The organism is Streptomyces sp. NPDC001594 (assembly GCF_042893675.1).
Taxonomy (GTDB): domain Bacteria; phylum Actinomycetota; class Actinomycetes; order Streptomycetales; family Streptomycetaceae; genus Streptomyces.
Genome location: NZ_JBIAVB010000005.1, coordinates 180,706 through 204,425, shown reverse-complemented (window position 1 = coordinate 204,425; position 23,720 = coordinate 180,706). Strand labels below are relative to the sequence as shown.

The window sequence follows — 23,720 nt, the reverse complement described above, 5'->3', positions numbered from 1 at the left end:
GGCACCGCTTCCGGCCGACTCCAGAGCGTGACCCCCTCCACATGCGTACCATCGGACCGAAAAACTTACCGTCGGGTAGTATTCCTGCCGCAGATCTTCCCGTCCGGGCCACCGGAGCCGGTCCGGACAGGAAGATCATTTAATTGGTTCTTCATAGAACTTATCCGCCGATGTCCGGATTCCGGTCAACTCCCTTTCGGCCGCTGATAGTTCTTCGGCCATGAACAAGATCACCCGCCGGCAGGCCCTGGGCACCACCGCCGGCGCTCTCACCGTCCTCGGCATCGCGGGCGCCACCGCGCACGCCGCCGCCACCGACTCGCGCGCCGCGGCCACCACCCCGGCCGGCACCGTCGACGAGGTGTACCTGGGCCGCCGCATCCAGATATCCCCCGCCTCGGGCGGCGGCCACCACGGCGGCCACCACGGCGGCGCCGCGATGCCCAGCGTCCGGATAGACGGCCGCGAGCTGCACGTCATGCAGAACGCCGACGGCACCTGGATCAGCGTGGTCAACCACTACGAGACGTATGCCGACCCGACCTCGCTCGCCCGGGCCGCCGTGCGCGAACTCCAGGGCTCCCAGCTGGCCCCGATGCAGATGGGCGGCATGTGATGACCGTGCGCAAGAACCAGGCCGCGCTGACCGCCGAGGAGAAGCGCGCCTTCACCAACGCGCTGCTCGAACTGAAGCGGACCGGCCGCTACGACCGCTTCGTGACGACCCACAACGGGTTCATCATGGGCGACACCGACTCGGGCGACCGCGTCGGCCACCGCTCCCCCTCCTTCCTCCCGTGGCACCGCCGGTTTCTGCTGGAGTTCGAGGCTGCTCTGCAGGCGGTGGACAAGAGCGTTTCGATCCCGTACTGGGACTGGACCGCCGACCGCACCACCCGTTCCTCCCTGTGGGCCGCCGACTTCCTCGGCGGCACCGGCCGGGCCCGGGACGGACAGGTGATGGACGGCCCGTTCGCCTACGCGACCGGCAAGTGGGAGATCTCGGTCCGCGTGGACGGCCGCTCCTACCTGCGCCGCGCGCTGGGCGAGGGCGTGGCCCAGCTGCCGACGCGCGCCGAGGTGGACGCGGTGCTCGCGATGCCGGTCTACGACATGGCCCCGTGGAACAGCGCCTCGAACGGCTTCCGCAACCACCTGGAGGGCTGGCGCGGCGCCAACCTGCACAACCGGGTGCACGTGTGGGTCGGCGGCCAGATGGGCACCGGAGTCTCCCCGAACGACCCGGTGTTCTGGATGCACCACGCCTTCGTGGACAAGCTGTGGGCCGACTGGCAGGCGAAGAACCCGAACTCGCCTTACCTGCCCGCCGCCGGCACCCCGAACGTCGTCGACCTGCGCGACACCATGCGCCCCTGGAACGACGTGACGCCGGCCGACATGCTCGACCACCGGAAGTTCTACACCTTCGACACCGAGCCCGCCTCCGCCGCCCGCCAGCGGTAGTGCAGCTCGGGGCGGCCGACCTGGCCGTACCGGGGGGCACGGTCCGCGCGACCGGTGTCCACCAGGTGCTCCAGGTACCGGCGGGCGGTGATCCGCGAGGTCCCGGCCGCCCCGGCCGCCCCCGCGGCGGTCAGCCCCTCGGGGGCCTCCCGCAGCAGCGCCGCGACCCGGTCCAGGGTCGGGGCGCTGAGCCCTTTGGGCAGGGGGGCGGCGGCGGGGGCGCGCAGGGCGGCGAGGGCCCGGTCCACGTCGTCCTGCCCCACGGCCTCGCCCGCGGCCGCCGCCCGGAACTCCGCGTAGCGCAGCAGCCGTTCGCGCAGGGTGGGGAAGGCGAAGGGCTTGAGCACGTACTGCACGACGCCCAGGGAGACGCTCTCGCGGACCACGGCCAGGTCCCGCGCCGAGGTCACCGCGATCACATCGGCGGGATGCCCGGCGGCGCGCAGCGCCCGGGCGAAGCGCAGCCCGTTGCCGTCCGGCAGGGTGAGGTCGAGCAGCAGCAGGTCGACCCGGGTGCGCTCCAGCACCCGGGTGGCCTCCGCGAGGGTGTGCACGGCCGCCACCGGGGTGAACCCCGGCACCCGGCCCACGTAGAGCGCGTGCGCGTCGGCGGCGACGGGATCGTCCTCGACGACGAGCACCCGCACGGGCCCGCTCATACGGCGCCCCCCGCGGCGGGCGTACCGGGCACACGACACCCGCCCGCCCGGGCGGCGGTGCCGGCCGCACCCGGCGTATCGGACGGCGGGCACTCCCCCGCCCGGGCGGAGGTGCGGCCCGCCCGGGGCGCCCCGTCGGGGCGGAGCCGTTCCGCGTCGCGCGGCGAGCGGGCCCCTGGGACGGCGGCGGCCCCACCGGGACGGCCGGCCTCGGGGCCCGCAGGGTCCGGCAGGCCCGTGTCCCGACCCGGCAGCCGCCGCACGCCGCCCGGCCCCGCTCCTCCCGCCGGAGGCAAAGGCAGGCGGGCCGTGAAGGCCGCGCCGCCCGCCGGGGTGCCGCCGGCCTCCACCGAGCCGCCGTGCCGGTGGGCCACCTGGCGGACCAGGGCCAGCCCCAGGCCGCGGCCCTCGCCCTTGCCGGACCAGCCGCGCCGGAACACGTCCACTCCCTGCGGCAGCCCGGGCCCGTTGTCCGCGACCCGCAGCAGCAGCCCGTCGCCGTCCCGGCGGACCGTGACGGCGATCCGGCCGCCCGGCACGCCGGTGAGGGCGTCGAGGGCGTTGTCGACGAGGTTGCCGAGGACGGTGACCAGGTCCCGGGCGGGCGGCAGCCCCGGGCCGGTCTCGATCGCGCCGCTGTCCGGCGTGACGTGCAGCTCGATGCCCCGCTCGTGCGCCTGGGCGGCCTTGCCGAGCAGCAGGGCCACCAGCACCGGCTCGCCGACGGCGGTGACCACCTCGTCGGTCAGGGCCTGCGCCAGCTCCAGTTCGGCGGTGGCGAACTCCACCGCCTCCTCGCTGCGGCCCAGTTCGATGAGGGAGACCACGGTGTGCAGCCGGTTGGCCGCCTCGTGGGCCTGGGAGCGCAGCGCCTGCGTGAAGCCCCGCTCGTGGTCCAGCTCCCCGGTGAGGGCCTGGAGTTCGGTGTGGTCCCGCAGGGTGACCACCGTGCCGCGGCGGCCGCCGCCCGCCACCGGCGAGCTGTTGACCACCAGCACCCGTTCCGCCGTCAGGTGCACCTCGTCCACCCGGGGCCGGTCGGCGAGCAGGGCGCCGGTGAGCGGCGCGGGCAGACCGAGGGCGTCCACGCCGGTGCCGGTGACCTCCCCGGACAGGCCCAGGAGCTCCCGGCCCGCGTCGTTGATCAGCGTGATCCTGCGGTGGCCGTCCAGCAGCAGCAGCCCCTCCCGCACCCCGTGCAGGGCCGCCTGGTGGTAGTCGTACATCCGGCTCAGCCCGGCGGCGTCCAGCCCGTGCGTGTGGCGGCGCAGCCGGGCGTTGACCACGTACGTGCCGATGCCTCCGAGGGCCAGGGCCCCGGCCGCCACCCAGGCGAGGGCGGTCAGCTGCTCGGCGAGCCGGGCGCTGATGGCGCGGATCGTGATCCCGGCGCTGACCAGCCCGACGACGTCGCCGCCCGGCCCGGTGAGCGGGGTGATCACGCGGATGGACGGGCCGAGGGTGCCGGTGTAGGTCTCGCCGAAGGTCTCGCCGCGCAGGGCCCGGGCGGTGTTGCCGAGGTAGCGCTCGCCGATGCGCCGCGGGTCGGGGTGGGTCCAGCGCCGCCCGTCGGGGGCCATGATCGTCACGAAGTCCACCCCGGCGTCCGCCCGTACCTGCTCGGCGTACGGCTGGAGGGCGGCCGAGGGGTCCGTCCCCGTGCGCCCCGCGTCCCGTACGGCCGCCCGCACGGACGGTGAGTCGGCGACCGCCCGGGCTACGGCCCCGGCCTGGCGCCGGGCGGCGTCCTCGGCCTGGCCGCGGGCGGTCGCGTACGCGAAGACCGCGCAGCCGGCGACGACGAGGGCGACGAGCAGGACCTGCATGGCGAAGAGCTGGCCGGCGAGGCTGCGGGGCGGGCGGACGAAGCGGAACATGGCGCTCAGTGTGCACCGGGCCGTGAACTCAATGAACGCAAGGGTGACCGGGGTCACAGGGTGGGCGATGGTCTCCCGGAACGCATTCACGACCGGGAGGCGAACGTGGCCGCCAGACGCGACAGAACGCATTACCTCTACATCGCGGTGATCGCCGCGGTGCTGCTCGGCATCGCCGTCGGCTTCGCCGCGCCCGGTACGGCCGTCGAGCTGAAGCCGCTGGGCACCGGCTTCGTCAACCTCATCAAGATGATGATCTCGCCGGTGATCTTCTGCACGATCGTGCTGGGGATCGGCTCGGTCCGCAAGGCCGCCAAGGTGGGGGCAGTCGGCGGTCTCGCCCTCGGCTACTTCATGGTGATGTCCACGGTGGCCCTGGCCATCGGGCTGGTCGTCGGGAACCTGCTGGAGCCCGGCAGCGGGCTGCACCTGACGGAGGCGGCCCGGCACGCGGGCGAGGCCCAGGCCAAGGCGGGCGGGGCGCAGAGCACGCCCGAGTTCCTGCTGGGGATCATCCCGACCACCCTGGTCTCGGCCTTCACCGGCGGCCAGGTGCTCCAGACGCTGCTGGTGGCGCTGCTGTGCGGGTTCGCGCTCCAGGCGATGGGCCCGGCGGGCGAGCCGGTGCTGCGCGGGATCGGGCACGTGCAGAAGCTGGTTTTCCGGGTGCTGGCGATGATCATGTGGGCGGCGCCGGTGGGCGCCTTCGGGGCGATGGCGGCGGTGGTCGGGGCGACCGGGATCGACGCGCTGAAGTCCCTGGCTGTGATCATGATCGGCTTCTACACCACCTGTCTGCTGTTCGTGATCGTGGTCCTGGGCACGCTGCTGCGGCTGTGCACGGGCGTCGGCATCTTCGCGCTGCTGCGCTACCTGGGACGGGAGTTCCTGCTGATCCTGTCGACCTCCTCCTCGGAGTCGGCGCTGCCGCGGCTGATCGCGAAGATGGAGCACCTGGGCGTGTCCCGCCCGGTCACCGGGATCACCGTGCCCACGGGCTACTCCTTCAACCTGGACGGCACGGCCATCTACCTGACGATGTCCTCGCTGTTCGTCGCCGAGGCCATGGGCAAGCCCCTGGCCCTGGGCGAGCAGGTGTCCCTGCTGCTGTTCATGATCGTGGCCTCGAAGGGCGCGGCCGGGGTCACCGGGGCCGGGCTGGCCACCCTGGCGGGCGGCCTGCAGTCGCACCGGCCGGAGCTGGTCGACGGCGTGGGCCTGATCGTGGGCATCGACCGCTTCATGAGCGAGGCGCGGGCCCTGACGAACTTCGCGGGCAACGCGGTGGCCACGGTCCTCATCGGTACGTGGACGAAGGAGTTCGACCGCGAGCGGGCTGGAGAAGTCCTCGCGGGACGGCTGCCCTTCGACGAGGCCGTGCTCGTGGACGACGGCCACGCGCCCGCCGCCGCGGATCCCCCGGCCGCCCTGCCCGGCCCCTCGGCGGGCCCCAAGGACGGTGTGCCGGCCTGAGAACCGGCGCACCCCGCGAGCCGGCCGGGCAGGGCTCTCCCCCACGGTGCCCAGCCCGGCCGGCCCCCCGGCCCGGCGCCGCCCCTCCTCGCGGCGCCGGGCCGGAGCCGTACCCTCCGCACCCAACGGGCCGCACGGCGGCACAAGTCCGGCGAAGGGGAGCGGAACGCCCACACCGGCCACCGGCCATCGGGTTTCGGCCACCGCGTCTCAAGTCGAGCGCTGCAAAAGGTACTTCCCTACGGGGCCGCGCGTCTGACATCTTGCGTCCACCACTCGTTTCGTACGGCCCGGTAGGTGCCACCAGCACCAGCGCCGGGTCATCGGAGGACGTTTTGATACCCCACATATCCAGTCGACCTCGACGTGCCCTGGTGGTGGCTGCCGCCCTGGGCGCAGCCCTCACCCTCGGAGCCCCCGCCGCGCTCGCCGGCACCGCTCCCGTCGGCCCCTCGGGCTCCGCCGTCGCGGTGGCGCCCAAGGCCCCCAAGGCCTCGGCCCCGGCTTCTTCCCAGAGTGCGACCTGGGTTGCCGGCACCCGTGCCTACCTCGTGATCACCGCCCCTGGCGACAGCTCGGCGGTCCGGTCGGCCGTCACCGCCAACGGCGGCACGGTCTTCTCGTACTTCGACCAGATCGGCGTCGTCGTCGCCCACTCCTCCTCGGCCTCCTTCGCCGCCACGATGCGCGGCGTCAGCGGGGTCCAGCAGGTCGGCGCGACCCGCACCTCGGACGTGCCCGCCGACGCCTACAACCCGGCGCTGCCCGCCAACCCGGCGCAGGCCACCACCCCGGCGGGCGAGCCCGCCCGGGCCGACATGACGCAGATCAAGGCGGACCAGGCCTGGGCCGTCAACCCGGGCTCCGCGTCGGTCAAGGTCGGCATCCTCGACACCGGTGTGGACGACCAGCACCAGGACCTGGCGCCGAACTTCAACGCGGCCGACTCGGTCTCCTGCGCCTACGGCAAGCCCGACACCCGGGCCGGCGCCTGGCGTGACGTCGACACGCACGGCACCCACGTGGCGGGCACCATCGCCGCCGCCAAGAACGGCAAGGGCGTCGTCGGCGTGGCCCCGGGCGTGAAGATCTCCGCGGTCCGCGTCGCGGAGCCGGGCAACTCGTTCTTCTTCGCCGAGAACACCATCTGCGGGTTCGTGTGGGCCGGTGACCACGGCTTCAAGGTCACCAACAACAGCTACTACACCGACCCGTGGCAGTTCAACTGCCCGGACAACATCGACCAGGCCGCCATCATCGAGGGCGTCAAGCGCGCCCAGGAGTACGCCGAGGGCAAGGGCTCGCTCCAGGTCGCCGCGGCGGGCAACGAGAACTACGACCTCGCCCACAAGAGCACCGACACCGCGAGCCCCAACGACTCGACGCCGGTCACCCGCACCATCACCAACGCCTGCCTGGACATCCCGACCGAACTCCCGGGCGTGGTCACGGTCGCGGCGAACGGCACCGGCACCACCAAGGCCTCGTTCTCCAACTTCGGCCAGGGCGTCATCGACGTCGCCGCCCCCGGCCAGGACGTCTACTCCACCCTGCCCGGCGGCAAGTACGGCACCAAGAGCGGCACCTCGATGGCCACCCCGCACGTGGTGGGCGTCGCCGCGCTGATCGCGAGCGCCAACCCGGGCATCACCCCGGCGCAGATCCGCGACAAGCTGGCCACCCAGGCCAACGACATCGCCTGCCCGGCGGACGGCCGCTGCACCGGCACCACGGCCAACAACTCCTTCTTCGGCGAGGGCCAGGTCGACGCCCTGAAGGCGGTGGGCGCCACCCCGCCCGCGGGCAAGTACTTCGAGAACACCGCGGACTTCGCGATCGCCGACAACAGCACGGTGGAGAGCCCGATCACCGTCGCCGGCGTGACCGGCAACGCCCCGGCCACCCTCAAGGTCGGCGTGAACATCGTCCACACCTACATCGGTGACCTCAAGGTCGACCTGGTCGCCCCCGACGGCACCGTCTACACGGTCCACAACCGGGCCGGCGGCAGCACCGACAACATCAACCAGACCTACACCGTCAACGCCTCCTCGGAGGTCGCGAACGGCACCTGGAAGCTGCGGGTGAACGACAACGCCGGCGGCGACACCGGCAAGATCGACTCCTGGAACCTGACCTTCTAGTCGGGGCCGCGCACGGGGGCCGCCGGGGGGACACCTCCCGGCGGCCCTTCGCGCTACCTGGTCCGCAGGACGCAGTCCCCGCACAGCCCGCCGCCGGGCACCTTGTAGTAGAGGCAGCAGCTGCGGCGGACGAAGGCCACCCCCAGGCCCTCCTCGTGGACGAACTCCCCGGTGCCCGCCAGCGCCCCGCCCTCGGCCAGCAGGGCGGCGGCCAGTTCCACGGCGGTGTCCCCCGGCACCCGGTCGAGCAGGACGCGCAGGGACCCGACGAGCCCGGAGGCGGCGTTCCCGCGCAGCACCCGCTCCGAGACCCCGTACCCCCGCCGCAGCGCGGAGTCCAGCACGGCCAGGTTGCCCAGCACGGTCTCCCCCAGCGCCGCCGCGGGCAGGACGGCCGCCGGGGCGGGCAGCCACAGCTGGAGCGAACCGGCTTCGGGCAGCCGCCACCACACCCGGTCGGGGGCCAGGTCCGGCACCCGCCCGCCCAGTGCGGCGCAGCCCAGGCCCAGCGACCAGAGCCGGGAGACGATCCCGAACTGCGCGGTCGAGGCGGCCACCCGGTCCGGTCCGCAGCGGATCCGCCGGCCCACCTCGGCGACGTAGGGGCCCAGGTGCTCCCCGTAGAGCTCCGTCAGCGGCCGGAACCCCGGTCCGGGCGGCTCCGGGCCGTACGGGACGGTGAAGAAGGGGCCGACGGCGGCCAGCCCGGCCAGTACGTCCTCGAAGTCCATCCCCGCATGATCGCAGGGGCCCGCGCCGCCCCGGCCCCGGGAGGGGTCAGGAGAGCCCGGGCGAGGCCGCCCCGGCGGGCGCCCGGCCGCCCTCGCCCCGCGCCTTGGCCCCGGCCCGGCGGGAGGCCGGGCCCATGGCGAACGAGGCCGCCAGCAGCAGCCCGCCGAGCAGCAGCCAGCCGGGGATCCCCCACAGCAGGAGCAGGGAGGTCAGCAGCAGTGGGCCCAGGGTCCGGGCGACGGGGACCCCGGTCCCGAAGAAGCCCTGGTACTGCCCGATCCGGTCGGCGGGGGCCAGCGAGAAGCCGATCTGCCAGGACCCGGCCGACTGCCGCATCTCGGCGTCGGACAGCAGGAGGGCGCCCGCCACGAGCAGCGCGGCCGCCGCCCACCCCGAGGACGGCAGGGCCGAGAGGGCGAACACCGCACAGGACAGGGCCATGACAACACCGGAGACGCGCAGGGCCCGCCCGGCGCTGTCCAGGCCGGTGACGGGCCGGGCCCGGCGCACCTGGAACAGCATCACGGCGAGGGTGTTCAGCACGAACAGCGCCGACACCAGCCATCCCGGGGCCTGGGTGCGCTCGGCGATCCACAGCGGGATCGCCAGGCTCAGCAGCGGCATCCGCAGCAGCAGGACCGCGTTGAGCAGCGTGACCAGGGCGTACGGCCGGTCGCGCAGCACCGCCAGCCGCGGCTCCCCGGCCGCCCGGCCGGGGGCGGGCCCGACCTGGGGCAGAGCACGCAGCACGGCGGCGCAGACCAGGAAGCTCGCCGCGTCGAGGGCGAACACCACGAGGTAGGCCCGCTCGGTGCCGGCGCCGAGGGCGAGGCCGCCCAGGGCCGCGCCGAGGGCCAGTCCGGCGTTGAGGGTGGACTGGAGGTGGGCGAGGACGCCCGTGCGCTCCCGCGGGGGCACCAGGCCGGCGAGCAGGGCCTGGCGGGCGGCGGCGAGCCCGCACTGGGAGACGGCGTAGAGGACCACGGCGCACAGGAAGGCCGGGAAGGACCGGATGAACAGGAAGGAGGCCACCGAGGCGGCGGTGGCCAGCGCCAGCAGCACCGAGGTGCCGCGCGGCCCCCGGCGGTCGGCGAGGGCGCCCAGCGGCACCCCGGCGACGGAGCCGACCGCCCAGGCCAGGGTCAGGCCGAGGCCGATCTGGGCGGGCGAGAGGCCCACCACGCGGGTGAAGTAGAGCGCGGAGCACACGTAGTAGGCGCCGTCGCCGACGGAGTTGCTCAACTGGGCGGCGGCCAGGCGGCGGGGCGCGCCGGGCGCGGGCAGGAACCGTATCGTCACCGTTCCATTGGATCACCGAAGCGGCCCGCCGCCATGGGCCGGTCACCGGTCTGTCAGATGGGCCATTTCGGCGCCCGCACGACCCGCACGGCCCGCTACCGAGGGCCTCAGAGGCCGCCGAGGAACTCCAGGAGCGCCCGGTTGAAGGCCTCCGGCCGCTCCACCCCCGGGAGGTGTCCGGCCCGTTCGACCACCTCGAGCCGGGCGTGCGGAACGAGGGCGCAGAGGGCCTCGGCCTCCGCGACCGGCGTGTAGACGTCGTCGGCGCCGACCAGCACCAGGCAGGGCACCTCGGGGGGCAGGGCCGCGAGCACGGGCCGGTAGTCGGGGCGCTCGGCCCGGCCGCGCAGGGCCGCGGCGGCGCCCCGCGGGTCGGTGGCCCGCATCATGGCGCTGACCCGGGCGGCCGACTCCGGCTGGCCGGTGACGTTGTAGGGCGCCAGCATCTTGTCAATGACTTCTTCGGCATACGGATCCATCCCCTCCGCAAGAAGCCGCTCGGCGGTCCTCCGGCGGAGTTCCGCGCCTTCCCCGGACTCCGGAACGGGGGAGGTATCGGAGAGGACGAGGGCCCGCACCAGACCCGGGTGGCGCAACCTGAGCTCCATCGCGATCTGCCCGCCCATGGACACTCCTGCGACGACCGCCCGTTCGATACCCAGGTCGCCGAGGAGCCCGGCCAGGTCGTCGGCGAAGGCCGAGAGCGGGGTCTTCTCCTCCGTCGCCGGATTCTCCCCGTATCCCCGCAGGTCAGGGGCGATCACGCGATACCCGGCCGCGGCCAGCGCAGCTGTCTGCGGGGCCCACATCGAGCGGTTGAACGGGTGTCCGTGGACGAGGATCACGGGCGCCCCGTCCGTCGGACCAAAGTCATCGAAAACACACTTTGCGCCATTGCCAAATAGGGGGTTCATGAGAGGACCCTAAGGGGCTACATTGAGCCACTCGCGTTCACCTGACAGCCCGTTGCCTTTCACCCGCGTTTTGCGCGGGGGGTGACGTCAGGGACGCAGACTGTGCAACCACCCCACCGCCCAGAAGGACCGAAGGCTCCGTGCCCGTACCCGTACTCCTCGCCGGCCGCTCCGTGCGGCTGGAGCCCCTCGCCCCCCACCACACCGAGGCCCTGGCCGTGGCCGGTGCCGAGGATCGTACGACTTACGCCTTCACTCCCGTGCCGCACGGGTTGCAGGCGTCCCACGAGTACATCGACCGTGCCCTCACTGATCAGGCAGCGGGTCGATCCCTTGCGTTCGCCGTGGTCAGAGCCTCTGACGGGCGGGTGGTCGGGTCGACCCGGTTCCTGGAACTCGACTACTGGCAGGGGCCGCTGGTCTGGCCCGCCGTACCCGGGGTGCCCTTCGGGGATCCCGCGACGGCGATCCCGGACGCGGCCGAGATCGGGAACACCTGGCTGTCCCCGGCCGCCCAGGGGACCGGCATCAACACCGAGGCCAAGCTGCTCATGCTGCGCCACGCCTTCGAGACCTGGGGCGTGCGCCGCATCTCGCTGCGGGCGGACGCCCGCAACGGGCGCTCGCGGGCCGCGATGGAACGTCTCGGCTTCACCTGCGAAGGGGTCCGCCGGGCCCATTCGCGGGGGCTGGACGGAGCGGTGCGCAGCACGGCCTTCTACTCGATCCTCGACGAGGAGTGGCCCACGGTCCGCTCGATCATCGAGCTGCGCATGTCGGCGGCGGCGCCGCGCAGGCGCCGGCGCAAGACGCTGATTCCGGCGTAACGGTCCTGCGGGCTCCCACCCGCCCGGATCCACGGTCCCGCGGTGCCCCGCGCCGCGGGACCCCCGGCCCTCGTCCCCCCCTTCCCCGGCCGCTCAGCCGAGGAAGGCCGGGGCGAGGGCCGATGCCGTCACCCGGGTCGCGGCGCCGCGGCCGTCGGCCGGCACGGAGTACAGGTCCGCGCCGAAGTCCCCGGGCAGGGAGTAGACGACGGTCCGGTCGTCGGTCCACACCACCTGGTCGTCCACGCTGCGCTCCTCGGCGAGCGGGGTCTCCTTCATGGTGGCCAGGTCCAGGACGTGGAGCCGCCAGGGGGCGTCCTCGGGCAGGCCGGGCACCCGCTTCTTGAAGACCAGCCGGGTCCCGTCCGGGGAGAGCGAGGGGCACTCCAGGTTCTCGCGCAGGACGGTCACCGTGCGCGCGGCGAGGTCGCCGCGGACCAGGTGGGTGCGGCCGCCGGTGGCGAGGGTCGCGTAGAAGGTCTGCTCGTCGGCGGCGAAGGTCACCCCCCAGAAGTTGACGTCGGCGTTCCGGTAGGTCTTGCCGTCCATGAGGACCGTGAAGTCCTCCAGGGAGGCGTCGTACTTCCCGGTGCGCAGGTCGAGCAGGGAGGTGCGGGTGGAGAAGTTCGTGCCGGCGTAGGAGTCCCCGCCGACGAAGACCGTCCAGGCCACCAGACGGCCGCCCGGCGAGACCCGGGCCCGGGTGGGGATTCCGGCGAGGGGGCGGGAGGCGACCTCCTTGAGGCCGGCGTCGAGGACGACCGCCCGGTAGCTCTCCTGGACGCCCCCCTTCTCGGAGCGCAGGCAGATGCCGGTGCCGGAGGCCGCGTGGAAGCGCAGGCACTTCACCCCGGAGGAGGTGCGGGGGCCGTCGGGGGCCGCGGCCGGGACGGAGGCGAGCTCGTCGCGGTGCGGGCCCCAGGCCATGTTCCGGAAGACCATCCGCCGGCCCCCGTCGCCCGGGGCGAGGGAGACCGCGCCGGGGGTGATCCGCGGGCCGCCGGGCCGGGCCTGGTCCTTCTCGTCGGCCCGCGACCCGGCGCGGACCACGGCGATCACGCCGACGGCGGCGAGCAGGACGACGGCGGTGACCAGGATCAGGATCCGGCGCTGGAGGGTCATGTGGGGGCCTTCGGTCTTTCTCGTGGGGGATGCGGTGGTGCGGGCGGCGGCCGGGGTCAGGTCCCGTCTGGCTTCAGCCGGGCGCAGCCGGCGACGGCGACGGCGAGCAGGACGGCGGCCACGGCGAGCGCGGGCCGGGCGCCCCAGACGGTCCAGGCGGCGCCGAAGCCGAGCGAGGCGGCGAAGCGGGCGAGGGCCTGGCCGGTCTGGACGAGGGCGAGCCCGCCGCCCCGGTGCTCCTCGGGTACGGCTCCGGCCGCCTCGGCCATGAGCACGCCGTCGGTGGCGGCGTAGAAGGCGCCGTGCAGCAGGAGGACCGCGTAGGGCAGGGCCGGGTGCTGGGCGCCGGTGAGGAGCAGTCCGTACGCGAGCAGCAGCGCGAGGTGCCCGCCGAGGAAGACCCGGCGGCGGCCGACGCGGTCGGCGAGGCGGCCGAGCGGCATCGCGAGGAGGAAGAAGGCGGCGGCGGTGCCGAGCGGCAGCAGCGCGAACCAGCGGTCGGCGATCCCGGTGGCCTTCTGCAGCAGCAGGAAGACGAAGGCGTCGCTGACGGTGCACAGCCCCAGCAGCAGCGCGCACAGGGCGGTGCGGCGCAGGTCCCGGCGGCGCAGCAGGCCGAGGGAGGCCCGCAGGGAGACGGGGGCGGCGTCGGGGGCGGGTGCGGTGCGCCGGCCGGGTACGAAGAGGACCAGCACCAGGACGCCGAGGGCGGCCACGCAGGCGCTGACGGTGAAGACGGCGTCGTAGCCGTCGGCGGCGCCGCGCAGGATCAGGAACGCGAGGAGCGGCCCGATGAGCGCGCCCGCGGTGTCCATGGCCCGGTGCACGCCGAAGGCCCGGCCGCGGTCCTCGGGGGCGGCGGCCAGGGAGATCAGCGCGTCGCGCGGGGCGGTGCGCAGCCCCTTGCCGGTGCGGTCCAGGGCGAGGACGGCGCCGATGGCGGGCAGGGTGTGGGCGAGCAGCAGGAGCGGCTTGCACAGGGCGGAGAGGCCGTAGCCGATGCCGGCGAGCGCCTTGTGGCGGCCGAGGCGGTCGCCGAGGTGGCCGCCGGTGAGGCGGACCAGGGCGCTGACGCCGTTGTAGACCCCGTCGAGGAGGCCGAAGCCGAGCGGGGTGAGCCCGAGTCCGGCGACGAGGTAGAGGGGGAGCACGGCCGTGACCATCTCGGAGGAGACGTCGGTGATGAGGCTGACCGTGCCCAGGGCGAGCACCGTGGGGGCGAGGGCGGCGCGCCGCCCCGGGCTGGTGCCCGGGGCGACGGCCGGCGTCTCGGGGGCCACGGCGGGCGCGGGGGTTCCGCGACTGTCCGCGACGTACATGGTCAGGAAGCCCAGATCCCCGTGATGTCCTTGGCGGTCGCGGCGTTCCCGGCGTGGGTGGTCAGCCCGGCCAGGCCCTCCAGGGTCCGCAGCATGTCGTAGTGGTTGTAGGTGGTGGCCGAGGTGGCGCCCGGGGTCACGGGCTGGCCGTAGAGCACGGTCGGTATCTGGTTGCCGGCGAGCCGGTTGTCCTCGTCGAAGGTGACGACGAGCAGGCTGTTGTGGGTCTTGGCCCAGTCCGCGTAGGCCTTGAGGTTGTTCTTGAGCCAGGTGTCGCCGGTGCCGACGGAGCAGTCGTGCATGTCGCTGCAGAGGTTCGGGACGACGAAGGACACCTTGGGCAGGGTGGTGAAGTCCGTCGGGAACTGGGCCATCGTCTTCGCCGTGCTGGTGGGCACGTTGGAGAAGGCGAACCAGGGGTTGTGCTTGCGGACGTACTTGCCGCTGGAGCAGGTGGTGGAGCCCTGGCTGGGGAGGGTCTCGTTGTAGCTGCCCCAGCTCTTGCCGGCGGCTATCAGCTCGGAGGCCAGGTTGGGCGCGGAGCTGAAGCCGGGGGTGTAACAGCTGTCGTCCGTGACGCCCTGGTTGGAGCCCGAGAAGAGCTGCATGTAGTTGGGCTGGCTGGGGTGGGTGATGCCGAAGGACTGGGTGAGGTTGGCACCCCCGGCCTTGAGGGAGTTGATGTAGGGGGCGCTGGAGCTGCCGATGACCTGGTTGTAGGCGTGGTTCTCGAAGACCACGACGACGGTGTGGTCGGGGGCGGGCAGGCCCGCGGCGTGCGCGGGCTGGGCGCTGCCGAGGCCGGCCCACAGGGCGGCGCCGGCGGCGGTGACGCCGAAGGCGGTGGCGAGGGCGGTCTTGCGGCGAGGCCGTGAAATGGTCATGCCAAACACGGGAGGTACCTCCGGGCACATGGGGGTCTTGGGGGTGGCGGCGCGGACGCACCATACCCAGGGGCATGTGCATGGGCCAGGGACGCGCGGGTAACAGCAGGGGAACTCCGTGCGCCCTCCCGGCGATGGGCAACGCACTACCCCCTGGAGCGTCAAGAAAAGGAAAAATAGGGAACCCCGAGGCACTATCGTTCATCATTCGAACGGAAGCAGTCCTCCCCGCGACGGGGCCAGCAACAGCCGGAGAGCCACCGCACATGTCGTACTCACCCGACGGCCAGTACCAGCCGCCGTACAGGCCGGAAGGTCAGAACCCGCCGCCGCGCCCGCCCTACGGTCAGCAGCAGGGCGGGCGGCCCCCGTACGCCCCCCAGGGCGGCGGCCGGCCCCAGCCGCCCCAGGGGCAGCCCCCGCAGGGCGGGCAGCCCTACGGCGGCCCCGGATACGGCGGCCCCCAGCAGGGCCGGCCGCAGCAGGGCGGCCGTCCCCCGTACGGGCAGGACCAGTACGGCTACGAGGCGCCGACGCAGGCGCAGCCCCGTTTCGAGCAGCAGCAGTACGAGCAGCAGCGCTACGAGCAGCAGCAGTACGGCCGGTACGAGCCTCCCTACGACGAGGAGCCGCCGCGCCGGAAGTCGAAGGCGAAGAAGTGGATCATCGCGGGCGTCACCGTGCTGGCCCTCGCCGGCATCGGCGCCGGTGTCATGGCGTACTTCGAGATACCGCCGTTCAGCGACAAGGGCGAGGCCGTGTCCTTCGGCAAGCCCGGTGGCGGCGGCCAGGCGGGCGGCAAGCAGGCGCCGAACTCGAAGATGTCGATGCCCACCAACCCCACGGCCCAGTTCAAGAACGCCTCGACCCTCTCGGACGGCACCCACGTCGCGGTGACCGACCTGGACGGGAAGAAGTCCGGGTTCAAGGGCAAGGTGTGGGTCTGGGCTCCCAAGGAGTACAACGACCCCAAGTTCGCCAAGAGCGGCTTCCCGGTCATGATCGCCCTGCCCGGCGGCGCCGGCTACCCGGTCAACTACTGGATGGGCACGGACCTCAAGCTGCAGGCCAGCATCAGCAAGTGGTACAGCGAGGGCAAGAGCAAGCCGTTCATCCTCGCCATGCCCGTGCTGAACCCCGAGCCGGACAAGGGCATCTACTGGGACGGTTCCGACATCCCCAACCAGCCCAAGATGGGCACCTGGCTGACGGACGACGTCCCGGACCTGATACGGGAGAACTTCCGCACCGTCAAGTCGCGTGACGGCTGGGCCTTCATGGGCTCCTCCACCGGCGGCTTCGCGAGCCTCAAGGCGGTACTGAAGTACCCCGAGAAGTTCAAGGCCGCCATCTGCTCCGGCCCCGACATCGTGCCCGACTCCCCGCTGTGGAAGGGCTTCGACAAGGAGAAGGCGGAGAACAACCCCGAGGTGCTCGCCAAGCAGCTCATCGACAAGAAGGGTGCTCCGGACGTCTACCTGGCCTTCCAGGTCGGCGACAACGAGAACAACAAGAAGACCCTTCCCGATGTGCAGAAGTTCGTCTCCACCTACACCAAGGGCCCCATCCACACCACGCTGAGGGTGATCCCTGGCGGCGAGCACAACGCCAAGACCTATGTGCCGAACATGGGTGAGGGACCGATCGAGTTCATCAGCAAGGTCATGGAAGGACCAGTGGAGTAACAGCCTCCGCACGCACTGCCTCCGGCTCCGGCCCGTCGAACACCTTCGGCGGGCCGTTGCCGTCCCACGGGGCCCAGCCGGGGTCCCCGGTGGCGGCGTAGCCGACCCAGGCCCGGTGCATCTCGTCGGCGAGGGCCTGCGGCGCGTCCGGCCCGGCCAGCCAGGCGGACTCCGGCAGGGCGAGGGTGTCGAAGACGAAGCCCAGCTCCAGCGCGTGGCAGGCGCCCAGACCGGGCAGCCCGCTGGGCCAGCGGAACTCGTAGAGGTGGCTCGGGGCCGGCCGCCCGGCCGCGGCGATCCGGCGCAGGGGGTCGCGCAGCAGCCGGTCGGTGACCAGGTGCCCGGCGAGGTCGGCCGGGGAGAGGTCCGGGAGCGCCGCGCGCAGGGCCCGCACGGCGGCCCGGTCCTTGCCCCCGCGCAGCTGCCCGTACGCCACGGCCAGCGGCCCGAGCCGGTCCAGCAGCCGCCCCCCGCCGGTCGGGGCGAGCCACAGCCGGTGCTCCTGGGCGGTCCAGCCCATCAGCAGCGGCACGTCCGAGGACGCGGCGGCCTCCAAGGGGTCGGCCGGGAGCGTGTCCGGGTCGATGACCAGCCCGAAGGCGGGGCCGCCCAGCACCGGGGAGGAGCGGCGCATGGCCGCCTCCTGGGCGGCGAGCAGCGTGTGCAGGCCCACCCCCTCGAAGGCCCGGGCGGTGGCGGGGACCCGCAGCCGGGCCGCCATCCGCCGGACCATCGTGCGGACCTGGTCGCGCGGAAGCGCCTCGGGGGCTCCGCTCTGCAGCACGGCCCGGGCGAAGAGGCCCGCGGCGCGGGGGGCGGCCAGAAGGGCGCCGATGCTGATCGCGCCGGCGGACTCCCCGAAGACGGTGACGCGCCCGGGGTCCCCGCCGAAGGCGGCGATGTTGTCGCGGACCCATTCCAGGGCGGCGATCTGGTCGAGGAGGCCCCGGTTGGCCGGGGCGTCGGGGAAGAGTCCGTAGCCGAGGACCCCGAGCCGGAAGTTGAACGAGACCAGCACGACCCCGTCACGGGCGAAGGCCGAGCCGTCGTAGACGGGGACGGCGGACGAGCCCCGGGTGTGGGCGCCGCCGTGGATCCAGACCATGACCGGCAGCCGGGCCCCGGGCGCCGGGTCCGGGGTCCAGACGTTGACGGTGAGGCAGTCCTCGCCCGGGATCTCCGGGTCGGACAGCAGGGCGGCGAAGGCCGGCGGGTAGGGCACCTTCGGAGCGGTCGGCCCGAACGCCCCCGCGTCGCGCACGCCCTCCCAGGCGTCCGGGGGCCGCGGGGCGGCGAAGCGCAGGGGGCCGGTGGGCGGGGCGGCGTACGGGACGCCTCGGAACACGGCGGTGCCGCCGGCCTCCCAGCGCCCCTCCACGACTCCGTGCCCGGTGCCGGCCCGGGGCCGGTGGGCGCCGCCCGCTGTGCTCATCCGCGCTCTCCTCGGTCGGCCCGGTCCGCGTCCGGGCTCCGCTCTGGCCCGGTTCCGCTTCCGGGCGTTGCGAGCACGGTCGCACAACCGTCCGGAGAGTGACAAGGCGTGACCGGCCCCCGGGCGCGCCGGGTTGGACCGGCATGCGAGCGAACCTCATCACCCCCGCCGCGGCCGCCCTGGTCCTGGGCGCCCTGCTGTCGGCGACGGCCGGCGCGGCGCAGGCCGCGGGACCCGGATTCCAGTACGTGGGCCAGGACGACCGCGTCCACGGCGTGACCTCCCCGAAGGGCTGCGTGGAGGCGGCGGGCGGCGGCGGGCGCGCGGTCACGAACCAGACGCCGCTCGTCGCGTCCCTGTACCGCGAACCGCACTGCAAGGGCCCGCTGGTGGCGGTAATGCGGCCGGAAGCGGTCAGTCCGGTCCGGCCCTCCTTCGCCTCTGTCCGTTTTTCTCTCCCCGGCTAGCCCTGCGGACCGTGACCACTCGGCCCCCTCCGCGTTGTACGCCATGTCAAATGCCGCAAAGGATGCGGCGCCCACATCTCACGAGGAGATCTTGATGTCGCGTATCGCGAAGGCATTCGCCATCACCGCTGTCGCCGGTAGCACCATGGCCGCCGGCGCCGGTCTGGCCGTCGCCGATGCCGGAGCGCACGGTGCGGCGGTCGGCTCCCCCGGTGTCCTGTCGGGCAACGTCGTTCAGGTTCCGGTTCACATCCCGGTCAACGTGTGCGGCAACACCGTCAACGTGATCGCCCTGCTGAACCCGGCCTTCGGCAACACCTGCGTCAACGCCTCGGGCGGCGGCGGCGGCCACCACACCGAGGGCGGCAGCTACGGCGAGTGATCGCCTCCCCCGCCTGACCGGCGACAAGGCCCCCGCCCGACGGCGGGGGCCTTTCCCCTGTCATTCGTAGCGGTAGACGCCCCCGTGGCCGAGCATCTCGCGCGGGGTGACGTCCCACGGGGGCATCGGCTCGTCCAGGGAGATCACCCGGCCGCGCTGGAGGTCGCCGAGCTCCAGCGGGGCGGCCGGCAGATAGCCGGAGCCGGGGTGGCGCTGCTGCCAGCGGTCCCAGATGAGGTCCACGAAGGCGTGGTGCAGCCAGAACGCGGGGTCGTTCGGGGAGGTGGCGCCCGTCATGTGACCGCCGATCCACTGGTGGACCTTGTTGTGGTTGCGCCAGCGCTCGCTCTTGGGGGCGGCCCAGCCCTCCAGCTTGTTGCGGAAGCTCCCGCCCCCGGTGGTGGAGTTCCAGGGTGAGGAGTCGTAGACCGGGTCGTCGATCGCCCACTTGAGCTCGGCGGCCGTCGGCAGGGAGACGGGGTTGCCCGGCCGCCCGAGGTTGCGCGTGAGGAACGGGGCCTCGCTGACCCCCTCGGTGATCGTCCAGTTCCCGTACCGGTGGGCGAAGGGGCCGGTCGTCACCTGCAGGTCGCCCTCCCGGCCGGTGCCGCCGAGGAAGTCCTCGGCCCACAGGGAGGAGACGGGGCTGGAGTCGGCGGTCCAGTCCCAGTAGGGGATGGAGACCTGGGGGTCCACGGCCCGCAGCCGCTTCTCGAACTCCAGCAGGTAGCTGCGGTGCCAGGGGAAGAACGACGGGGACATGTGGCCCACCCGCCGCTTGGTGTCCCGGTCGGGCACGAAATAGGTGCCGTGGGTGCGCACGAACTCGTCGTAGGTCCCGTCGCGCTTGAGTTCCAGCAGCGCGGACGTGAACCGCTTCTTCTGCGCGCCGGTGAGGTTCTTCTGGTTCTGCCGGGTGTACACCGCGGGGGTCCTCCTTCTCCCGGCCGATCAGCCGTGGTGCGGGGCGGCCAGTGCCAGCTGGGTGGTGCCGAGTTCGTCGACGGCGGCGCGGGCCGCTTCCAGCGGGGTGTCGAAGGACTGGAAGTGGTTGACCGCGCTGAGGTAGCTGCCGTCGGCCCGGCGCATGACGTGCAGGGGACGGCCGTCGATGCGGACCGCCGCCGAGGCCGGGTCGACGCTGATGTGCCGGCCCCGGTACGTCTCCTCGGTGAGCGGGGCCGGGCCGAGCGTCTGGCGGGGGCGGCGGGCACGCAGCACGGGGGCCAGCGCGGCGGCGGTACCGGCGAGGGCGGCCGCGCCGAACGCCGAACGGAGGAAGGCGCGGCGGGTGCGGGTGGCGCTGGCGCTGACGTGCATGGGTCTCCCTCGCTCGGTGGTCCGCGTACGGGGGTCTAACGCGGAGCGGCGGGAAGAGGTCACCTGTGCGGGGGGTTCCGCTGCGCGCCCGTCGCCCCACACGCCGGCGGGGCCGTGAAGGGCCGCTCCGGCGCGTGGGGCGGCCCTGCGGCTACGGGGACGGGAGTTCGGCGAAGTCGGCCACCAGGCCTCGGTGGTGGCCGGCGGTGCCGAGGGCGAGGGAGTCGGCTTTCGCGCGCTTGAGGTAGAGGTGGGCGGGGTGTTCCCAGGTCATGCCGATGCCGCCGTGCAGCTGTACGCACTCCTCGGCCGCGCGGACCGCGACCCCGGAGCAGTAGGCCTGGGCGACGGCCACCGTCAGGGGTGCGTCCGGGGCGGCCGTGGCGAGGGCGTCGGCGGCGGCGCGGGCGGCCGCGCGGGCGGAGGCCACGTCCAGCCACAGCCGGGCCAGGCGGTGCTTGAGGGCCTGGAAGGAGCCGACGGGGCGGTTGAACTGGTGGCGGCCGCGCAGGTACGCGACGGTCTCGGTGAGGCACCACTCGGCCAGCCCGAGCTGTTCCGAGGCCAGCAGGCCCGCCCCGGACAGCAGGGCCCCGGCCACGGCCGCCCGGGCCGTCGCGGGGTCGGCGAGACGGGTTCCGGCGGCGGCGTCGAGGGTGACGGTGGCCAGCGGACGGGTCAGGTCGAGCGGGACCACCGGCCGCAGGACAGCCCGGTCGGCCGGAACCGCGTGCAGCCCGGTGTCGGCGAGGACCAGCAGGACGTCGGCGGCCACCGCGTCGGCGACGGAGGTGACGGTGCCGCTGAGCACCCCTCCCCCGGCGTCGTGCAGCGGCGCCGGCAGGGGCGCGCCGGGGGCCAGGGTGAGCGGCAGGGCGGGCACGCACAGGAGGCGCCCGGCCGCGAGTTCGCGGACCAGGTCCGCCGCTTCGGGGCCGTCGCAGGCGCAGGTGAGCAGGATCTCCGTGGCGAGGACGGAGCCGGTCAGGTACGGGACGGGGGCCACGGCCCGGCCCAGCTCCTCCAGGACCACGGCGGCCTCCCGGTGGCCGGCGCCCGCGCCGCCCAGCTTCTCGGGGACCAGCAGTCCGGCGGCGCCGATCTCCGCGGCCAGGGTGTGCCACAGCCGGGGGTCGTGGGGGCGGCCGGTCTCCACGCGGGCCAGGACGTCCGCGGGGGCGCAGCGGTCGGCGAGCAGGGCCCGTACGGCCGCGCGGAGTTCGTCCTCCGTGCCGGAGTAGAGCAGGTCGATGGGGGCGCGGGGGGCCGGGTGGCCCGGCCGCGGCGGCAGTGCGGTCATCGGGCGAGGTCCTTCCAGGGGGTGTCCTTGTCGTCGCGCGGTTCGGCGGGCAGTCCGAGGACGCGTTCGGCGACGATGTTGAGGAGGATCTCGCTGGTGCCGCCCTCGATGCTGTTGCCCTTGGCGCGCAGGTAGCGGTATCCGGCGTCGCGGCCGGTGAAGTCGACGATGTCGGGGCGGCGCATCGTCCAGTCCTCGTAGAGGAGGCCCTCCTCGCCGAGGAGTTCCACCTCCAGGCCGCTGATCTCCTGGTTGAGGCGGGCGAAGGTGAGCTTCATCCCGCTGCCCTCGGGGCCGGGCTGGCCGGCCGCGAGCTGCTGGCGCAGCCGTTCGCCGGTGAGGCGGGCGACCTCGGCCTCCACCCACAGGCCGAGCAGCCGCTGGTGCAGGGCGTGGGTGCGCAGCTCCGGGCGTTCGCGCCAGGCCGCGGCGACGGGGGCGATCATGCCGCCCTCGCGCGGGAGGCGCATGCCGCCGATGGAGACGCGTTCGTTCATCAGGGTGGTGCGGGCGACGGCCCAGCCTTCGCCGACGGCGCCCAGGCGGTGGGCGTCGGGGATGCGGACGCCGGTGAAGAAGACCTCGTTGAACTCGGCCTCGCCGGTGATCTGGCGCAGCGGGCGGACCTCGACGCCGGGGGCGTGCATGTCGCACAGGAAGTAGGTGATGCCCTGGTGTTTGGGGAGGGTGGGGTCGGTGCGGGCGATCAGGATGGCCCAGCGGGCGGTGTGGGCGCTGGAGGTCCACACCTTCTGGCCGTCGACCACCCATTCCCCGGCCTCCTCGTCGAGGACGGCGCGGGTGCCGAGGGCGGCGAGGTCCGAGCCGGCTCCGGGCTCGCTGAACAACTGGCACCAGACCTCCTCCCCCAGCCACAGGGGACGCAGGAAGCGGCGTTTCTGCTCGTCGGTGCCGTAGGCGAGGATCGTGGGCGCGGCCATGCCCAGGCCGATGCCGATCCGGCGCGGGTCGTTGTCGGGGGCGCCGGCCGCCTCCAGTTCGCCGTCCACGACGGCCTGGAGGGTGCGGGGCGCGCCGAGGCCGCCGAGGCCTTCGGGGTAGTGGACCCAGGCGAGGCCGGCGTCGAAGCGGGCGCGCAGGAAGTCGGCGGGGGCGGTGGCGCCGGGCGGGTGGGCGGCGAGCAGGTCCCGGGTGCGGGCGAGGAGTTCCCCGGCGGTGAGGGTCATCGGGCGCCGCCGTCCGGGAGGGACGGCACGACGACCAGCCGGCCGGTGGTGGTGCCGTCGGCGACGCGCTGGACGGCGTCGGCGGCCCCGGCGAGCGGGATACGTTCGCTGACCAGGGGGGTGATCGCGCCCTGGTCGGCGAGGCGGGTGAGTTCGGTGTGGCAGGCGAGGACGGCGGCGGGGTCCTTGGCGGCGTACAGCCCCCAGTGCAGGCCGAGGATGGCGTAGTTCTTGACCAGGGCGTGGTTGAGGGCCGGGGCGGGGACGGTGCCGCCGGCGAAGCCGACGACCACGATGCGGCCCTCGAAGGCCACGCACTTGGCGGAGGCGGCGTAGGCGTCGCCGCCGACGGGGTCGTAGACGACGTCGGCGCCGCGGCCGCCGGTGAACTCCTTGACCCGGGCCGCGATCCCGGCGAGGTCCTCGTCCGTGCGGTCGATGACGAGGTCGCAGCCGAGCCCCTCGGCGGTGCGGGCCTTGGCCTTGCCGCCGACGACCCCGATGACGGTGGCCCCGGCGGCCTTGCCGAGCTGGACGGCGGCGCTGCCGACCCCGCCGGCGGCGGCGTGCACGAGGAGGGTCTCGCCGCTCTGCAGGCGGGCCCTGCGGTGGAGGCCGAACCAGCCGGTCTGGTAGCCGATGTGCAGGGCGGCGGCCTCGGCGTCGTCGAGGGAGCCGGGGGCGGGGAGCAGGGCGTGCGCGGGGGCGGTGACGTACTCGGCGAACCCGCCGTGCGGCAGGCTCGGGTTGGCGAGGACGCGCCGGCCGTCCTCGGTCTCGCCGCAGACCTCGACGCCGGGGGTGAAGGGCAGCGGGGGGCGGATCTGGTACTGGCCCCGGGCGAGGAGGGCGTCGGGGAAGTTGACGTTGGCGGCGAGCACCCTGAGTCTGACCTCGCCCTCGCCGGGTACCGGTTCGGGGACCTCCTCGAGGCGCATGGCCTCGCGGGGTTCACCGGTCGTGTGTACTCGCCATGCCTGCATCCGGGGCCTCCAGCCGCCGTCGAGGAACCACGCTCGGCGGCATACTAAGCGGTCGCTTGACACCTTGGGAACCCTTGGCGGAAGGGGGCGGACCGGGCGGCGGCGCCGCCTCCGCCTGGGCCGGACGTATTTTCCGATCATCAAACGCACGACCGGCGGGTGAACGGGAGCACCGGTGGATAGCATCGACACGCCCCTTTCCCAGGGCATATGACGCAGCGTGGGGTACCTGCCCCGGAGCCGAACGTTC

The 23,720-nt window shown here is 73.8% G+C and carries 22 protein-coding genes; 8 read left to right on the top strand and 14 right to left on the bottom strand.

Annotated elements, in window-relative coordinates:
* Nucleotides 1-220 precede the first annotated feature (220 nt).
* Entirely contained in the window at nucleotides 221-616 is a 396-nt protein-coding gene (locus ACFY0O_RS12430) for a tyrosinase family oxidase copper chaperone (RefSeq protein ID WP_388946103.1), read from the top strand.
* Nucleotides 616-1,464 carry a tyrosinase family protein gene (locus tag ACFY0O_RS12425; RefSeq protein WP_388946100.1) on the top strand — a complete coding sequence of 283 codons (849 nt, stop codon included), beginning with the start codon at nucleotides 616-618 and terminating at the stop codon, nucleotides 1,462-1,464. Before ACFY0O_RS12430 ends, ACFY0O_RS12425 begins: the two co-directional genes overlap by 1 nt.
* Here ACFY0O_RS12425 and ACFY0O_RS12420 read toward each other — a convergent pair.
* Both ACFY0O_RS12420 and ACFY0O_RS12415 read right to left on the bottom strand, forming a co-directional pair.
* Complete coding sequence (locus tag ACFY0O_RS12420) at nucleotides 1,419-2,123, bottom strand: response regulator (protein WP_388946098.1); 705 nt, start codon at nucleotides 2,121-2,123, stop codon at nucleotides 1,419-1,421. The two genes, ACFY0O_RS12425 and ACFY0O_RS12420, sit on opposite strands and share 46 nt — an antisense overlap.
* Entirely contained in the window at nucleotides 2,120-3,949 is a 1,830-nt protein-coding gene (locus ACFY0O_RS12415) for an ATP-binding protein (protein WP_388946695.1), read from the bottom strand. The genes ACFY0O_RS12420 and ACFY0O_RS12415 overlap by 4 nt, the downstream gene beginning before the upstream one ends.
* A gap of 156 nt (nucleotides 3,950-4,105) precedes the next feature.
* Between ACFY0O_RS12415 and ACFY0O_RS12410 the strand changes: the two genes are divergently transcribed.
* Nucleotides 4,106-5,473 (top strand): cation:dicarboxylate symporter family transporter, encoded by a 1,368-nt coding sequence (locus tag ACFY0O_RS12410; RefSeq protein WP_388946095.1) that lies wholly within the window; start codon nucleotides 4,106-4,108, stop codon nucleotides 5,471-5,473.
* Nucleotides 5,474-5,847: 374 nt separating this feature from the next.
* Nucleotides 5,848-7,617, top strand: a complete 1,770-nt coding sequence (locus tag ACFY0O_RS12405) for a S8 family serine peptidase (RefSeq protein WP_388946091.1) — start codon at nucleotides 5,848-5,850, stop codon at nucleotides 7,615-7,617.
* A 53-nt stretch (nucleotides 7,618-7,670) separates the two neighbouring features.
* On the opposite strand, the gene ACFY0O_RS12400 is transcribed toward ACFY0O_RS12405, so the two are convergent.
* The 3 genes from ACFY0O_RS12400 to ACFY0O_RS12390 form a co-directional block, all read right to left on the bottom strand.
* Nucleotides 7,671-8,348 (bottom strand): (2Fe-2S)-binding protein, encoded by a 678-nt coding sequence (locus tag ACFY0O_RS12400; protein ID WP_388946088.1) that lies wholly within the window; start codon nucleotides 8,346-8,348, stop codon nucleotides 7,671-7,673.
* Nucleotides 8,349-8,394: 46 nt separating this feature from the next.
* Nucleotides 8,395-9,648, bottom strand: a complete 1,254-nt coding sequence (locus tag ACFY0O_RS12395) for an MFS transporter (protein ID WP_388946085.1) — start codon at nucleotides 9,646-9,648, stop codon at nucleotides 8,395-8,397.
* 107 nt (nucleotides 9,649-9,755) lie between these two features.
* Entirely contained in the window at nucleotides 9,756-10,562 is an 807-nt protein-coding gene (locus ACFY0O_RS12390) for an alpha/beta fold hydrolase (RefSeq protein ID WP_388946082.1), read from the bottom strand.
* Nucleotides 10,563-10,702: 140 nt separating this feature from the next.
* On the opposite strand from ACFY0O_RS12390, the gene ACFY0O_RS12385 reads away from it, so the two are divergent.
* Nucleotides 10,703-11,389 carry a GNAT family N-acetyltransferase gene (locus tag ACFY0O_RS12385; RefSeq protein WP_388946080.1) on the top strand — a complete coding sequence of 229 codons (687 nt, stop codon included), beginning with the start codon at nucleotides 10,703-10,705 and terminating at the stop codon, nucleotides 11,387-11,389.
* A 93-nt stretch (nucleotides 11,390-11,482) separates the two neighbouring features.
* Here the strand turns inward: ACFY0O_RS12385 and ACFY0O_RS12380 are convergent, their stop codons facing one another.
* From ACFY0O_RS12380 to ACFY0O_RS12370, 3 genes are read right to left on the bottom strand one after another with little or no spacing between them, the layout of a single operon-like run.
* Nucleotides 11,483-12,511, bottom strand: coding sequence for a TolB family protein (locus tag ACFY0O_RS12380; protein ID WP_388946077.1), 1,029 nt, complete (start codon nucleotides 12,509-12,511; stop codon nucleotides 11,483-11,485).
* A 56-nt stretch (nucleotides 12,512-12,567) separates the two neighbouring features.
* Nucleotides 12,568-13,830, bottom strand: a complete 1,263-nt coding sequence (locus ACFY0O_RS12375; protein WP_388946075.1) for an MFS transporter — start codon at nucleotides 13,828-13,830, stop codon at nucleotides 12,568-12,570.
* Between the two features lie 2 nt (nucleotides 13,831-13,832).
* Entirely contained in the window at nucleotides 13,833-14,714 is an 882-nt protein-coding gene (locus tag ACFY0O_RS12370; RefSeq protein ID WP_388946072.1) for an alkaline phosphatase family protein, read from the bottom strand.
* 266 nt (nucleotides 14,715-14,980) lie between these two features.
* Here ACFY0O_RS12370 and ACFY0O_RS12365 point away from each other — a divergent pair, with 266 nt between their 5' ends.
* Nucleotides 14,981-16,399 carry an alpha/beta hydrolase gene (locus tag ACFY0O_RS12365; protein ID WP_388946070.1) on the top strand — a complete coding sequence of 473 codons (1,419 nt, stop codon included), beginning with the start codon at nucleotides 14,981-14,983 and terminating at the stop codon, nucleotides 16,397-16,399.
* On the opposite strand, the gene ACFY0O_RS12360 is transcribed toward ACFY0O_RS12365, so the two are convergent.
* A complete protein-coding gene (locus tag ACFY0O_RS12360) occupies nucleotides 16,377-17,831 on the bottom strand; it encodes a carboxylesterase/lipase family protein (RefSeq protein WP_388946067.1) in 1,455 nt (484 codons plus the stop codon). The two genes, ACFY0O_RS12365 and ACFY0O_RS12360, sit on opposite strands and share 23 nt — an antisense overlap.
* 143 nt (nucleotides 17,832-17,974) lie before the next feature.
* Between ACFY0O_RS12360 and ACFY0O_RS12355 the strand changes: the two genes are divergently transcribed.
* Nucleotides 17,975-18,298 carry a hypothetical protein gene (locus tag ACFY0O_RS12355; protein ID WP_388946065.1) on the top strand — a complete coding sequence of 108 codons (324 nt, stop codon included), beginning with the start codon at nucleotides 17,975-17,977 and terminating at the stop codon, nucleotides 18,296-18,298.
* A 94-nt stretch (nucleotides 18,299-18,392) separates the two neighbouring features.
* Complete coding sequence (locus ACFY0O_RS12350) at nucleotides 18,393-18,680, top strand: chaplin (RefSeq protein ID WP_388946062.1); 288 nt, start codon at nucleotides 18,393-18,395, stop codon at nucleotides 18,678-18,680.
* Between the two features lie 60 nt (nucleotides 18,681-18,740).
* Here ACFY0O_RS12350 and ACFY0O_RS12345 read toward each other — a convergent pair whose 3' ends face one another.
* The 5 genes from ACFY0O_RS12345 to ACFY0O_RS12325 form a co-directional block, all read right to left on the bottom strand.
* Nucleotides 18,741-19,604, bottom strand: a complete 864-nt coding sequence (locus ACFY0O_RS12345) for a tyrosinase family protein (protein ID WP_388946060.1) — start codon at nucleotides 19,602-19,604, stop codon at nucleotides 18,741-18,743.
* Nucleotides 19,605-19,631: 27 nt separating this feature from the next.
* On the bottom strand, nucleotides 19,632-20,000 hold the full coding sequence (locus ACFY0O_RS12340; protein ID WP_388946057.1) for a tyrosinase family oxidase copper chaperone: 369 nt from the start codon (nucleotides 19,998-20,000) through the stop codon (nucleotides 19,632-19,634).
* A 151-nt stretch (nucleotides 20,001-20,151) separates the two neighbouring features.
* Entirely contained in the window at nucleotides 20,152-21,300 is a 1,149-nt protein-coding gene (locus ACFY0O_RS12335) for an acyl-CoA dehydrogenase family protein (protein ID WP_388946054.1), read from the bottom strand.
* On the bottom strand, nucleotides 21,297-22,487 hold the full coding sequence (locus tag ACFY0O_RS12330; RefSeq protein ID WP_388946051.1) for an acyl-CoA dehydrogenase family protein: 1,191 nt from the start codon (nucleotides 22,485-22,487) through the stop codon (nucleotides 21,297-21,299). The genes ACFY0O_RS12335 and ACFY0O_RS12330 overlap by 4 nt, the downstream gene beginning before the upstream one ends.
* Nucleotides 22,484-23,470: an NADPH:quinone oxidoreductase family protein gene (locus ACFY0O_RS12325; protein ID WP_388946049.1), complete on the bottom strand. Its 987-nt coding sequence runs from the start codon at nucleotides 23,468-23,470 to the stop codon at nucleotides 22,484-22,486. The genes ACFY0O_RS12330 and ACFY0O_RS12325 overlap by 4 nt, the downstream gene beginning before the upstream one ends.
* Nucleotides 23,471-23,720 lie beyond the last annotated feature (250 nt).

Excerpts from the sequence above, each read along its gene's own strand:
- ACFY0O_RS12355 (WP_388946065.1), top strand. The coding sequence starts at position 17,975 with ATGCGAGCGAACCTCATCACCCCCGCCGCGGCCGCCCTGGTCCTGGGC.
- ACFY0O_RS12370 (WP_388946072.1), bottom strand. The coding sequence starts at position 14,714 with ATGACCATTTCACGGCCTCGCCGCAAGACCGCCCTCGCCACCGCCTTC.
- ACFY0O_RS12420 (WP_388946098.1), bottom strand. The coding sequence starts at position 2,123 with ATGAGCGGGCCCGTGCGGGTGCTCGTCGTCGAGGACGATCCCGTCGCC.
- ACFY0O_RS12325 (WP_388946049.1), bottom strand. The coding sequence starts at position 23,470 with ATGCAGGCATGGCGAGTACACACGACCGGTGAACCCCGCGAGGCCATG.
- ACFY0O_RS12330 (WP_388946051.1), bottom strand. The coding sequence starts at position 22,487 with ATGACCCTCACCGCCGGGGAACTCCTCGCCCGCACCCGGGACCTGCTC.
- ACFY0O_RS12415 (WP_388946695.1), bottom strand. The coding sequence starts at position 3,949 with ATGCAGGTCCTGCTCGTCGCCCTCGTCGTCGCCGGCTGCGCGGTCTTC.
- ACFY0O_RS12335 (WP_388946054.1), bottom strand. The coding sequence starts at position 21,300 with ATGACCGCACTGCCGCCGCGGCCGGGCCACCCGGCCCCCCGCGCCCCC.
- ACFY0O_RS12350 (WP_388946062.1), top strand. The coding sequence starts at position 18,393 with ATGTCGCGTATCGCGAAGGCATTCGCCATCACCGCTGTCGCCGGTAGC.
- ACFY0O_RS12380 (WP_388946077.1), bottom strand. The coding sequence starts at position 12,511 with ATGACCCTCCAGCGCCGGATCCTGATCCTGGTCACCGCCGTCGTCCTG.
- ACFY0O_RS12375 (WP_388946075.1), bottom strand. The coding sequence starts at position 13,830 with ATGTACGTCGCGGACAGTCGCGGAACCCCCGCGCCCGCCGTGGCCCCC.
- ACFY0O_RS12360 (WP_388946067.1), bottom strand. The coding sequence starts at position 17,831 with ATGAGCACAGCGGGCGGCGCCCACCGGCCCCGGGCCGGCACCGGGCAC.
- ACFY0O_RS12340 (WP_388946057.1), bottom strand. The coding sequence starts at position 20,000 with ATGCACGTCAGCGCCAGCGCCACCCGCACCCGCCGCGCCTTCCTCCGT.
- ACFY0O_RS12400 (WP_388946088.1), bottom strand. The coding sequence starts at position 8,348 with ATGGACTTCGAGGACGTACTGGCCGGGCTGGCCGCCGTCGGCCCCTTC.
- ACFY0O_RS12425 (WP_388946100.1), top strand. The coding sequence starts at position 616 with ATGACCGTGCGCAAGAACCAGGCCGCGCTGACCGCCGAGGAGAAGCGC.
- ACFY0O_RS12430 (WP_388946103.1), top strand. The coding sequence starts at position 221 with ATGAACAAGATCACCCGCCGGCAGGCCCTGGGCACCACCGCCGGCGCT.
- ACFY0O_RS12390 (WP_388946082.1), bottom strand. The coding sequence starts at position 10,562 with ATGAACCCCCTATTTGGCAATGGCGCAAAGTGTGTTTTCGATGACTTT.
- ACFY0O_RS12365 (WP_388946070.1), top strand. The coding sequence starts at position 14,981 with ATGTCGTACTCACCCGACGGCCAGTACCAGCCGCCGTACAGGCCGGAA.